The organism is Massilia sp. BKSP1R2A-1, assembly GCF_050586525.1.
Taxonomy (GTDB): Bacteria; Pseudomonadota; Gammaproteobacteria; order Burkholderiales; family Burkholderiaceae_D; genus Telluria.
Genome location: NZ_JBOBRE010000001.1, coordinates 394742 through 406009, shown reverse-complemented (window position 1 = coordinate 406009; position 11268 = coordinate 394742). Strand labels below are relative to the sequence as shown.

Below are 11268 nucleotides of genomic sequence, written 5' to 3'. Positions count from 1 at the left end.
CGTTCAGGCGCCGGCAACGGCGCCGCGCAAGGCCCGGATCAGCGCGGCCGGGTCGGCATCGACGCGCATCAGGTCCAGGTGCTCGGGGCGTACGAAGCCTTCCCTGCTCTGGTGCTGGACGAAGGCGACCAGGCCGTCCCAGAAGCCGTTCGGGTTGTACAGGCCGATCGGCTTGGCGTGGATCCCGAGCTGGGCCCAGGTCACCATCTCGAACAGCTCCTCCAGCGTGCCCATCCCGCCCGGCATGGCGATGAAGCCTTCCGACAGCTCGGCCATCATGGCCTTGCGCTCGTGCATGTCCTTCACCACGAACAGGCGGGTCAGGCCGGCGTGGCCGACCTCGCGCTCGACCAGCGCCTTGGGGATCACGCCGGTGGCTTCGCCGCCCAGGCGCAGCACCTCGTCGGCGATCACGCCCATCAGGCCGACCTTGCCGCCGCCGTAGACCAGGCCGATATTGTGTTCGACCAGCGCGCCCGCAAGGGCACGCGCCGCATCGGTGTAGAAGGGATTGACGCCATGCGAGGCGCCGCAGTAGACGGCCAGGGTTTTCATAGGGCTTTACAGGAATTCGGCGCCGGGCCTGGCCTCGGCGGACAGCTTCTTGAGGTATTCCTCGGACAGCTTCTCGAACAGCAGGCGGGTGTCGCCGCGCAGGTAGGGGCCGACCATCGACAGCACCTGGTAGCAGCCGCGCGCGAGCGCATCGGCAATGGCCTGCTGCTCGCTGTACTTGCGCGGGTTGCGCACGTATTCGTAGGACAGCCAGTAGGTCGCCACCACCACCATATTCGTCGCCATGGCGCCGATCTGCTGGTCCGAGGCTTCGAGCGAGCCTTCGCTGCGCAGGTCTTCGCAGAGCTGGCGCGCGACCTTGATCTTGTGGGCCAGGATGGCCTTGAAGTGCAGCTCGAGCTTGCGGTTGCGCGAGAGCAGGTCGTTGAGGTCGCGGTAGAAGAAGCGGTAGCGCCAGATCAGCTCGAACATCAGGTGCAGGTAGAGCCACACGTCTTCCATGTTCGAGCGGCGCCCGGCCGGCACGGTGAGGATGCGCTCGATCTCGGTCTCGAACTGGGCGAAGATCGAATTGACGATGTCGTCCTTGTTACGGAAGTGATAGTACAGATTGCCGGGCGAGATATTCATCTCCTCGGCGATGACGGTCGTCGTGATGTTCGGCTCGCCGAACTCGTTGAACAGCCTGAGCGAGAGCTCGAGGATGCGTTCGCGGGTCCGGCGCGGAGCTTTTTGTTGCATGAAGGGCGAGGTTTATGGTTCCAGCCGCGAGGATAACACCAAATGGTGGCAAACAGGCATTGCCGACAGCATGCCTTCAGGCGCCTTCGCCGTCCTCCGGCTCGTCGAGCGCCTTCGCGCCGCGGCGCTTGCGTGGCGCCGGGCTTGCCGGCAGGCGGCCGGCCAGCTCGGCCAGCGTGCGCTCGAGTTCGTCCACGCGGCGGCGCAGGGCCTCGACTTCGCTGGCGGCCGGCACGCCGATGGTGGCCAGGGCGCGCGCCACGCGGTCTTCGAAGACCTGCTCCAGCTTGCCCCAGGAGCCGCCGGTGCGGCGGTTTTCCCGGGTGACGGCGCGGCTGGCCTTGCGCCCGACGATGTCGGTGGCTTCCTCGACTTCGCGGGCGCGCTTTTGCAGGGCGCTGCCGTCGCGCACCAGGCGCGTGAAGGCGCTGCCGCCCTCTTCCTGCGCCTTGGCGAAGGCGCCCAGGCCGGCCTGCCAGATCTGCTGGGCCGAGTCGCGCACGGCGCGTGCGAGCGCCTCGTCGTCCTCGGGCGCGGGGAGTTTCTTGCTCATGATGGTGTTCTCGTGAAGCGGTGCGTTCTATTTTAAGGACGCACACTAGAAGCAGGTTTCTAAAGCCGCCTGCGCACTTCCTGCTGGCGCAGCGCCTCGGCCATGCGCTCCCGCAGGCTCGTCGCGGACACCGGCTTGGCGTAGTGGGCGTCAGCCACGCCGCTGTGCACGGCCGCCTCGACGCCGGCCAGGTCCTGCTGGCCGGTCAGCATCAGGCGCACCGTATGCGGATAGAGGGTAGCGGCGCGCGACAGCATCTCGGTGCCGCTCATGCCGGGCATCGACTGGTCGCACAGGATCACCTCGACTGGTTCACGCCGCAACAGCTCCAGTCCTTCCTCGCCGGAAGCGGCGCTCAGCACGCGGTAGGGTTCGTCGGCCAGCATCTCGCCGAGCACGGCGAGCATGAAGGGATCGTCGTCGACCAGCAGGACGGTACGCCGGTTTTCACCTGGCGCATCGGGCGGCGCCAGGAAGGCTTCCAGCTCGGCCACGAAGCTTTCGGGTTCGATCGGCTTGCTGATGTAGCCGTCGAAGCCGGCCGCCAGCACCTTCTCGCGGTCGCCCGCCATGGCGAGGGCCGTGACGGCCAGCACCGGCACGCCGGCAAGCTGCGGCTCGGCCTTGAGGACGGCGAGGACCTCGAAGCCGTTCATGCCGGGCAGGTTGACGTCGCAGGCCACCAGGTCGGGCCGTTCGGCGCGGGCGGCCGCCACCCCGCGCGCGCCGTCCGGGGCGCTGATGGGGGTGTGGCCGTAGGCTGCGAGCAGAAACGCCATCAGCTCGACGTTGGCGGGATTGTCTTCGATGATCAGGATGCGGGCCAAGGCGGCGCTCCGGTTACGGCGTAGCGCTTACTGTAACACGGCGCCCGTCAATACACCCTCTCCCGATCGCCGCCCCCCGCGATCTCGCGCATCACCACGTCCAGCACGCGCGCATTGCGCCCCAGCGCCACGTGGCCGACGCCGCCGAAGGCCAGGTTGCGCGCGCCCGGCAGCTCGCTCGAGGTCTGCGGCGAGATGATGTTGTCGTGGTGGCTGTAGAGCGAGGTGACCAGCGCGCGCGCGCCCGCGTCCTCGCCCTGGGCCAGGTCGCGCAGCCAGGCGCATTCGGGCGGCTCGTCCTGCATGACCCTTCGCATCTGGGCCGCATTGATGCCGATGCCGAAGGCGGCCAGGCAGGTGCCGTGGTGCGGCGTGCCGAGGGTGATCACGCGCGCCACCCGGGCGCTGCCGCAGGCGCGCATCCAGGCGCGCGCCACCAGGCCGCCCATGCTGTGCGCGACGATCACGACCTTGTCCCTGCTAGTTGCCGCGAGGAGCTGCTCCACCGCCTGCTGCACACGCGGCGCGTAGTCGTCGATGTCGCCAGTCAGCGGTTCCAGGTCGACCGTGGCATGGCTGATGCGCGCGGCATCCAGGCGCGGCGTGAGGTGCGACCAGTAGCCGCTGTTGCAGCCGTAGCCGTGCAAGAGCAGGACCGGCGGGCTCGCCGAGTCCGCGTAGACGCGGGTGCAGGGCCGCGCGCGCGGCATGGTCCAGGAGGACTGCAGCATGCTGGCCGTAAACTCTTCACCGAACATGCGCAGCGCCGCCAGCGGCTTGATGCGGAAATCCTGCGGCGTCGGGCTGGCATAGCGCGCACTCATGAAGAAGTTGTTGGCGTTGATGAGGAGGCGCACCAGCACCACGCTGCCCAGGCCCGCCAGCAGGCCTTCCCAGCGGCTGGCGCCAAGGATGTTCACGGCGGCCAGGCCGATGCCCAGCGCAGCCAGCGCCTGGATCACGAGGATCAGGCGCAGCAGCTGGCGCGAGCTCAGGCTCTTCATGCGGCGCGCGCCGTCAGGGACGTGGCCAGGCCGCTCGCCAGCTTCGCGCTGAGGCCGTAGATCGACAGCTGGGGATTGGCCCCGAGCGAGGTCGGGAACAGCGAGCCGTCGTGCACCGAGACGTTGGCCAGGCCCCGGTAGCGCCCTTCAGGCGTGGTCACGCCGAGCTGCTCGTCGCCGGACATGGCGCAGCCGCCCATCACGTGGGCCGAGGCCACACGGGTCAGCTGCAGGCCCTGCGGCAGCGCGGCGATCGCGGCCTTGGCCTCGCTCCAGGAACGGTAGCGGCGCGCCATCTCGTGCGCCGGCAGCACCTCCCTCGCGCCGGCGGCGAACTGGATCTCGGCCATGGTGAGCAGGGCGCGGCGCGCGCCGTCCCACAGGTAATCCGTGAGCGGGTAGTCGAGTTCCGGGCTGCCGTCGCCGCGCAGCCGGACCGTGCCGCCCGCGGCCTGTTCGTGGAAGCCGTCGCGCAGCAGGGCCAGCATGCCCTGCAAATGCGGGAACTCGCGCATCATCTGCGCGTGCTGCTCGCCGAAGCCGTTCATGGTGGTGGCCAGCAGCAGCGGGTGCAGCGGCGGGGCCTCGAGCTTGTAGCCCATCGGGCCGTCCGGCGCCCCCTGGAGGAAGTGGTCGGAATAGACGGTCTGCGGCGCGCCCTGCCAGGCCTCGACCCGCTGCGGGAAGAAGGCGGCCGAGATCACGGTCGGGTGGAGAAACGTGCGCTTGCCCAGCAGGCCGCTGGGGTCGGGCGCTTTCGAACGCAGCAGCAGGGCGGGCGAGTTGATGGCGCCGCCGGCGACCACGTAGTGGCGGGCGCGCAGGCGCAGTCGGTAGCCGGTGGCATGCACGCCGGGCGCGTCGAGGGCATGGCACAGCAGTTCGGTGGCGCGCTCGCCTTCAAAAGCGAAGCGCTCGGCGCGCGCGCGGGTGACGAGGGTCGCGCCGAGTCCGAGGGCGGCCGGAATCGTCGTCACCAGCATCGACTGCTTGGCATTGGTCGGGCAGCCCATGCCGCAGTAGCCGAGGTTCCAGCAGCCGTTCACGTTGCGGCGGATGAGGCCAGTAGGGATGCCGAGCTTGCCGGCGCCGCGGCGCAGGACGTCGTTGTTCTCGTTGGGCGCGCCTGGCCAGTCGGCGATGTGGAGGCGCTCCTCCATCATCGCGAACCAGGGCGCCAGGGCGTCCGGCGTCATGCCGGGCAGCGCATGGTGGCGGCGCCACCAGTCGAGCGTGGCGGGCGGCGTGCGGAAGCTCGAGGTCCAGTTGACGGTGGTCGAGCCGCCCACGGTGCGGCCCTGCAGGATGTTGATGCCCTTGTCCGCCGTCTTGCGCGCGGCGGATTCCTGGTACAGCGAAGGATAGGCCTCGCTTTCGCGCATCTTGAAGTCGCTCGAGGTGTTCAACGCGCCCTCTTCCACCACGATGACGGACAGGCCCGACTTCGCGAGGATCTCGGCCGTGACGCCGCCGCCGGCGCCGCTGCCGACGATGACGACGTCGGCATCCAGGCTGCGGTCTGCGGCGAGGGTCGAAGCATCGACGACCTTCCAGCCTTTCTCGAGGCCCGCGCGAATGGGATCGTGCACGATGCTCATGCCAGCTCCTTCATCGGACCGGGATAGCCGGTCGCCGCCCAACTGGCGGGCTGCGCATACCAGGCGCCCAGCACCAGGTCGTGCAGCGCGTGGTAGGCGCTGCGCAGGAGGCCCAGGCGGTGCAGGCGCCAGTCCTGCAGGAAGGCGCCCACCTCGTCGACGCGCGCGCCGTCCCAGCCGCCGGAGATGCCCGTCAGCAGACGCCGCGCGGGCGCCAGCGCGAGCAGGCCGAACAGGTCCTGCACTTCTTTCTGGACGGCGGGCGGCAGGCCGAGAATGGCCTGGTGCACAGCCTCGATGGTGGCCGCGAGCGCGGCTTCGCGGCCCGCATCGCGCGGCAATGCCCCGAGAAGGATCGCAGGCGCAATCGCGTGCAGGGCGGCGCGCGCCTCGCCGTCAAGTGCGAAGCGGTGCGGCGTGCCGGTGTGATTGACGCGGTAGAGTGCCCCGCCTGCGGCGAGTGCGAGCGCGGCCAGGCCGCCGGCTTTCAGGAAGGTCCTGCGTGATGTCCCCATTGCTGCCTCTTGTGTTTTTTCTAGTGTACGCCAAAGAAAAACACGGGCGACCGGCAGGAATTAGAGGAGAACGTCTAGGGTGCAGGGAATATTTGCATCAGGAGCCCCACCGGCAAATATCCTCTGCACGCTCACTTTTTGGGCGCGTGCTCGATGATGGCGCGGGCGATGCCGCGCAAAATGTTGACTTCTTCCGTCTCGAGCTGGGTGCGCGAGAACAGGCGCTTCAGGCGCGGCATCAGCTTCTTGGGATTGTTCGCGTTCAGGAAGCCGACCGCCACCAGCGCTTCCTCGAGGTGGGCGTACATGCCGTCGATCTGCGTCACGCTGGCCGCGTCGCCGTGGAAGCCTACGCCAGCATCGATCACCGTGTCGCCGGCCGCGGCCATGCGCGCCTCGTAGGCCAGCACCTGGGCGGCCTGGGAGAGGTTGAGCGAGGAGTACTCGGGATTGGCCGGGATGTTGATCAGGACGTTGCAGCCCTCGACGATCTCGTTCGGCAGGCCGACCCGCTCGTTGCCGAGGACCAGAGCGGGCCGCAGCTCGGCCTGCCCCGCCACGTGGGTGCTGAAGGCGCGCGGCGTCCATACCGGCGGCGAGAATTCGCGCAGGCGGGCCGAGACGGCGGCAGCGAAATTGCAGCCTTCGAGGGCTTCCCCGATGGTGCCGACGATGCGCGCCTTTTCCAGCACGTCGCCGGCGCCGCTGGCGAAGGCGACGGCCTCCGCATCGTGCAAAGGATCCTCGCAGCGGGGCGCCACCAGCACCAGATCGGTAAATCCCATCGTCTTCATGGCGCGCGCCACCGAGCCGACATTGCCGGCGCGGCTGGTCTCGACCAGCACAAAACGGAGCCTTTTGAAGAGAGATGTGTTGATTTCGGTCTGGTTCATTTAAAATAGCGCCATCGCGCGGTGCGGGCGCTTGGAATCCTGGTTGATCAGACCGGGATTTTAACGGGTTCGGCACCGCTTTGCTCTTTGTCATTCTCTATTCAGCAGACCGTTCACGGCGCATTGAAGGCGTGGTGGGCGTTCGCGTTTTTTCCACGGAAAGCTCATGCACCCAATGCTCAACACGGCCGTCAAGGCCGCCCGCCGCGCCGCCACCGTCATCAACCGCGCGTCCTTCGATCTCGATCGCATCACCATTTCTGAAAAAAATCACAACGATTTCGTCACCGACGTCGACCAGGCGGCCGAAGCGGCCATCGTGGAAACCCTGCTGAAGGCCTACCCTGACCACGCCATCCTGGCGGAAGAGTCGGGCGCGTCGAAGAACCTGAATGACGAAAGCGAAAACGTGTGGATCATCGACCCGATCGACGGCACCACCAACTTCCTGCACGGCTACCCCAACTTCTGCATCTCGATCGCCCTGCAACAGAAAGGCGTGATCACCAACGCCCTGGTCTACGACCCGGTCCGCAACGACCTGTTCACCGCCACCAAGGGCGCCGGCGCCTACCTGAACGACAAGCGCATCCGCGTGCGCAACCATGACCGCATCGGCAAGGCCCTGCTGTCGGCCGGCCACGGTCCGGACCCGCGCGCGCTGGCCGAATACCTGCGCATGTATGAAGTCGTCGCTTCGCGCTGCCACGGCGTGCGCAGCGCCGGCTCGGCCGCGCTGGAACTGGCCAACGTCGCCGCCGGCCGCATCGACGGCTTCTTCGAGAAGGGCCTGAAGGTCTGGGACATCGCGGCGGGCGCCCTGCTCGTCACCGAAGCGGGCGGCATCGTCGGCGAATTCAATGGCGAATCGGAATACCTGCACAAGGGCGACGTGATCGCCGCCGGTCCGAAGGTGTTCGGCGCCATGGTGCCGCTGCTGTCGCCGTTCGCTTAAGGTTCGATACGGCGTTTTCGCGTAGAATAGCCACCGTGCTTACGGGCGTGCTATTCCGCGCCCGCCGTACCGGCTGGAAAGTCCCGGTCAGAAACTTTCCATAGAGAAACAAACTCCTCTATAATCCCGGCTGGCCTTCCCGCATTGTTCGATGCGGGCGGCAGCGTCCGGCGTTCCCGCGACACCCATCGCGTCCCGCCTGCAATGACTAATCCGGTTTCCCTGGACTGGCGCCATGTGGCGTCCGTCCACTTTTGATAAAGAATTTATGTCATTTTCTACTCTCGGTTTGTCCGACGCGATCGTCCGCGCGGTGACTGAACAAGGCTATACCTCGCCGACGCCGATCCAGGCCCAGGCGATCCCGATGGTGCTGAACGGCGGCGACCTGCTGGCCGGCGCCCAGACCGGCACCGGCAAGACCGCCGGCTTCACCCTGCCGATCCTGCAGCGGCTGGCGACCGACAAGACCGGCGCCCAGCTCAAGAACAAGACCGCACCGCGCGCCATCCGCGCCCTGGTCCTGACCCCGACCCGCGAACTCGCGGCCCAGGTCGAGGAAAGCGTGCGCCTCTACGGCAAGTACACCAACCTGAACTCGGCCGTCATCTTCGGCGGCGTCGGCATCAACCCGCAGATTAAGCTCCTCAAGCAAGGCGTGGACATCCTGGTGGCCACCCCCGGCCGCCTGCTCGACCATGCGGGCCAGGGCACCGTGGACCTGTCGAAGATCGAAATCCTGATCCTGGACGAAGCCGACCGCATGCTGGACATGGGCTTCATCCACGACATCAAGAAGGTGCTGGCCCTGCTGCCGCCGAAGCGCCAGAACCTGCTGTTCTCGGCTACCTTCTCGGACGAGATCAAGGCCCTGGCCGACCGCCTGCTGAACAACCCGCAATCGATCGAAGTGGCGCGCCGCAACTCGACCGTGGAAGTGATCGCGCAAAAGATCCACCCGGTCGACCGCGACAAGAAGCACCCGATGCTGTCGCACCTGATCAAGGAAAACAACTGGCACCAGGTGCTGGTGTTCACCCGCACCAAGCACGGCGCCAACAAGCTGGTCGAGCAGCTCGGCAAGGACGGCATCGGCGCGATGGCCATTCACGGCAACAAGAGCCAGTCGGCACGCACCAAGGCCCTGTCCGAGTTCAAGGACGGCAGCCTGCAGGTGCTGGTGGCGACCGACATCGCGGCGCGCGGCATCGACATCGACCAGCTGCCGCACGTGGTCAACTATGACCTGCCGAACGTGCCGGAAGACTATGTGCACCGTATCGGCCGTACCGGCCGCGCCGGCGCGACCGGCGAAGCCGTGTCCCTGGTCTGCGTGGACGAGCACCAGATGCTCAAGGACATCGAACGCCTGATCAAGCAGACCCTGCCGCGTCACGTGATCCCGGGCTTCGAGCCGGACCTGAACGCCAAGGCGCAGCCGATCCAGCTGCGCAGCGGCGCACCGGGCCACGCCAACCGCGGCGGCGGCCGTGCTGGCGGCAACCGCGGCGGCAACAGCCAGCCGCGCAGTGCCGGCGCCGGCAACGGCCTCCCGGGCGGTGGTGGTGGTGGCCGTCCCGCCAATGCCAACGGCGGCAGCCGCAACGGCAATGGCGGCGGTGGCCGCGGCCCGCGTACTGCTTCGCGTGGATAAGCGCGGCAACTGAGCCGCAACGATAGCTTCAGGAAAAGCCAGTGCCGGACCCCGTTGTCCGCCACTGGCTTTTTTTCATCCAAAAGTGATAGTTGAGCACTCAAGCACTTGCCAAGGGTCGATATTCATCCTATATTTGAGTAATCAACTATTCCTCAAGCATGGAGGTTCGCCATGAGCGACGTGAACGACAGCACCCAGCAAGCCCCCTTCGACAGCCCAACCAGCGAATTCTGCCTGCGCATGGCGCGCGCCTGGGCGGCCCTGTCGCGCCGCCTGGACAGCGCCCTCGGCGGCCACCACGGGATCAGTTTCGCCGACTACCAGTTACTGCTGAGCCTGCAACGCGCGCCGGGCGGGAAGCTGCGCCGGGTCGACCTGGCCGAAAAGCTCGGCCTCACCGCGTCCGGGGTGACCCGCTCGCTGCTGCCGCTGGAAAAGATCGGCCTGGTGGCGCGCCAGAGCGATCCGCGCGACGCCCGCGTCGGCTACGCCATCATCACCCCGACCGGCAGCGAACTGGTCACCAACGCCAGCGTGGTGGTCCACAACGTCAGCCGCATGCTGCTGGGCGCGCCTTCGCGCGAGCAGGTCGAATCGACCTCGACCCTGCTGGCCCAGCTCGCCGGCGGACAGTAATACCCTCACCGAACAGGCAACGAATATGAGCGACAAGGCGGCGCTGCGGCGCGACCCCAATTTCACCTGGCTGATGAGCGGCGGCGTGATCTCCGCCCTGGGCGACCAGTTCACCATGATCGCCCTGCCCTGGCTGGTCCTGCAGCTCACCAAGGATCCGCTGGCCCTGGGCGTGATGGTGGCGGCGATGGGCGTGCCGCGCGCCGTCCTGATCCTGTTCGGCGGCGCCCTGGTCGACCGCTACTCGCCAAAAAGCGTCCTGATGCTGACCAAGCACGCCAACACGGTGCTGCTGGCCATCCTCGCCACCCTCGTGCTGCTGGACGCCGCCACCCTGCCCCTGGTCGCCGCGCTGGGCTTCGGCATGAGCGTGGCCTCGGCCTTCAGTATCCCGGCGGGCACCTCGATGCTGCCGCACACGGTCGCGCCCCAGCACCTGCCGGCCGCGAATGCGGCGATGATGGGCATGCGCCAGTTGACCATGCTGGGCGGACCGCTGCTGGCCGGCCTGCTGTTCGTGCTGGCCGGTGACGGCAGCAAGGGGCAAGGCGATGCGCGCGGCCTGGGCCTGGCGTTTGCCATCGACGCCCTCAGCTACATCGTCTCGGCCTGGACCCTGTCCAGGGTCAAGCCGCTCGTCCGGCCCGCGGCGGCCGAAGCGTACAAGGAATCGGTGTTCCGCTCGGTCGGCGCCGGTCTCGCCACCGTGTGGCGCGACCGCACCCTGCGCACCGCTTTCTTCTACTGGGGCCTGTGCGCCTGCGTGGTCGGCGGCCTGATGCAGGTCGCCCTGCCGCTGCTGGCCAGCGAGCGCCTGCACGGCGCCTCGGCCCTCGCCGTCCTGATGGCCGCGCACGGCGCCGGCATCCTGGCCGGCATGGCGCTGTCCGGCGTCATGGGCAAGCGCCGCATCGTCAACCTCGGCATTACCCTGCTGGTCGTGGACGGCGTGTCCGGCCTGCTCCTGATCCCGATGGGACTCGTGACGCAAAGCTGGCAGGGCATGCTCCTGATCGCTGCGATCGGCGTGCTCGGCGGCTTCATCCAGGTGGCCGTGTTCACCTGGATCCAGCAGCGCGTGCCGCCCTCCATGCTGGGCCGCATGATGGGCATCTTCATGTTCGTCTTCATGGGCCTGGCGCCGCTGGCGGCAGCCGGGGCCGGCTGGCTCGCCAGCCTGATCAGCCTGGCTACATTGTTCGCCGGCGCCGGCATCTTCCTGCTGGCGGCCGCCCTGCTGGCCTGGCTGTTCACGCCGATGTCGTCCCTGGCCGACGCCGCCCTGCCGGCGGCCAAACCTGCGCCTGCGGAGGCGGACGCGGCTTGAACTGGTGCGAGATCGGTTACGATCGCAGGATCGCCACCGATTTCCT

The 11268-nt window shown here is 67.8% G+C and carries 12 protein-coding genes; 4 read left to right on the top strand and 8 right to left on the bottom strand.

Annotated features, from left to right (window positions below; all coding sequences use genetic code 11):
- Nucleotides 1-3 precede the first annotated feature (3 nt).
- The 8 genes from ACQ7JA_RS01805 to ACQ7JA_RS01770 form a co-directional block, all read right to left on the bottom strand.
- A complete protein-coding gene (locus tag ACQ7JA_RS01805; protein WP_430894194.1) occupies nt 4-555 on the bottom strand; it encodes a TIGR00730 family Rossman fold protein in 552 nt (183 codons plus the stop codon).
- Nucleotides 556-561: 6 nt separating this feature from the next.
- Nucleotides 562-1257 (bottom strand): TetR/AcrR family transcriptional regulator, encoded by a 696-nt coding sequence (locus ACQ7JA_RS01800; RefSeq protein ID WP_430894193.1) that lies wholly within the window; start codon nt 1255-1257, stop codon nt 562-564.
- 76 nt (nt 1258-1333) lie between these two features.
- The gene (locus ACQ7JA_RS01795; protein ID WP_430894192.1) at nt 1334-1810 is read right to left on the bottom strand and encodes a phasin family protein; all 477 of its coding nucleotides are present in this window, start codon (nt 1808-1810) and stop codon (nt 1334-1336) included.
- 59 nt (nt 1811-1869) lie between these two features.
- The gene (locus ACQ7JA_RS01790; RefSeq protein ID WP_430894191.1) at nt 1870-2637 is read right to left on the bottom strand and encodes a response regulator; all 768 of its coding nucleotides are present in this window, start codon (nt 2635-2637) and stop codon (nt 1870-1872) included.
- Between the two features lie 47 nt (nt 2638-2684).
- Entirely contained in the window at nt 2685-3641 is a 957-nt protein-coding gene (locus ACQ7JA_RS01785) for an esterase/lipase family protein (RefSeq protein ID WP_430894190.1), read from the bottom strand.
- Entirely contained in the window at nt 3638-5239 is a 1602-nt protein-coding gene (locus tag ACQ7JA_RS01780; protein ID WP_430894189.1) for a GMC family oxidoreductase N-terminal domain-containing protein, read from the bottom strand. Before ACQ7JA_RS01780 ends, ACQ7JA_RS01785 begins: the two co-directional genes overlap by 4 nt.
- Nucleotides 5236-5754 carry a twin-arginine translocation signal domain-containing protein gene (locus tag ACQ7JA_RS01775; protein WP_430894188.1) on the bottom strand — a complete coding sequence of 173 codons (519 nt, stop codon included), beginning with the start codon at nt 5752-5754 and terminating at the stop codon, nt 5236-5238. The genes ACQ7JA_RS01780 and ACQ7JA_RS01775 overlap by 4 nt, the downstream gene beginning before the upstream one ends.
- A 131-nt stretch (nt 5755-5885) precedes the next feature.
- Nucleotides 5886-6647 carry an RNA methyltransferase gene (locus tag ACQ7JA_RS01770; protein WP_430894187.1) on the bottom strand — a complete coding sequence of 254 codons (762 nt, stop codon included), beginning with the start codon at nt 6645-6647 and terminating at the stop codon, nt 5886-5888.
- A gap of 175 nt (nt 6648-6822) precedes the next feature.
- Here ACQ7JA_RS01770 and ACQ7JA_RS01765 point away from each other — a divergent pair, with 175 nt between their 5' ends.
- The 4 genes from ACQ7JA_RS01765 (at nt 6823) to ACQ7JA_RS01750 (ending at nt 11222) form a co-directional block, all read left to right on the top strand.
- On the top strand, nt 6823-7602 hold the full coding sequence (locus tag ACQ7JA_RS01765) for an inositol monophosphatase family protein (RefSeq protein ID WP_430894509.1): 780 nt from the start codon (nt 6823-6825) through the stop codon (nt 7600-7602).
- A gap of 268 nt (nt 7603-7870) precedes the next feature.
- The gene (locus ACQ7JA_RS01760; RefSeq protein ID WP_430894186.1) at nt 7871-9256 is read left to right on the top strand and encodes a DEAD/DEAH box helicase; all 1386 of its coding nucleotides are present in this window, start codon (nt 7871-7873) and stop codon (nt 9254-9256) included.
- Nucleotides 9257-9430: 174 nt separating this feature from the next.
- Nucleotides 9431-9895 (top strand): MarR family winged helix-turn-helix transcriptional regulator, encoded by a 465-nt coding sequence (locus tag ACQ7JA_RS01755; protein ID WP_430894185.1) that lies wholly within the window; start codon nt 9431-9433, stop codon nt 9893-9895.
- A gap of 25 nt (nt 9896-9920) precedes the next feature.
- Nucleotides 9921-11222 (top strand): MFS transporter, encoded by a 1302-nt coding sequence (locus ACQ7JA_RS01750; protein WP_430894184.1) that lies wholly within the window; start codon nt 9921-9923, stop codon nt 11220-11222.
- Nucleotides 11223-11268 lie beyond the last annotated feature (46 nt).

Coding starts and splice junctions, on each gene's coding strand:
- ACQ7JA_RS01805 (WP_430894194.1), bottom strand. CDS start 555: ATGAAAACCCTGGCCGTCTACTGCGGCGCCTCGCATGGCGTCAATCCC.
- ACQ7JA_RS01785 (WP_430894190.1), bottom strand. CDS start 3,641: ATGAAGAGCCTGAGCTCGCGCCAGCTGCTGCGCCTGATCCTCGTGATC.
- ACQ7JA_RS01760 (WP_430894186.1), top strand. CDS start 7,871: ATGTCATTTTCTACTCTCGGTTTGTCCGACGCGATCGTCCGCGCGGTG.
- ACQ7JA_RS01800 (WP_430894193.1), bottom strand. CDS start 1,257: ATGCAACAAAAAGCTCCGCGCCGGACCCGCGAACGCATCCTCGAGCTC.
- ACQ7JA_RS01755 (WP_430894185.1), top strand. CDS start 9,431: ATGAGCGACGTGAACGACAGCACCCAGCAAGCCCCCTTCGACAGCCCA.
- ACQ7JA_RS01775 (WP_430894188.1), bottom strand. CDS start 5,754: ATGGGGACATCACGCAGGACCTTCCTGAAAGCCGGCGGCCTGGCCGCG.
- ACQ7JA_RS01750 (WP_430894184.1), top strand. CDS start 9,921: ATGAGCGACAAGGCGGCGCTGCGGCGCGACCCCAATTTCACCTGGCTG.
- ACQ7JA_RS01765 (WP_430894509.1), top strand. CDS start 6,823: ATGCTCAACACGGCCGTCAAGGCCGCCCGCCGCGCCGCCACCGTCATC.
- ACQ7JA_RS01780 (WP_430894189.1), bottom strand. CDS start 5,239: ATGAGCATCGTGCACGATCCCATTCGCGCGGGCCTCGAGAAAGGCTGG.
- ACQ7JA_RS01770 (WP_430894187.1), bottom strand. CDS start 6,647: ATGAACCAGACCGAAATCAACACATCTCTCTTCAAAAGGCTCCGTTTT.
- ACQ7JA_RS01795 (WP_430894192.1), bottom strand. CDS start 1,810: ATGAGCAAGAAACTCCCCGCGCCCGAGGACGACGAGGCGCTCGCACGC.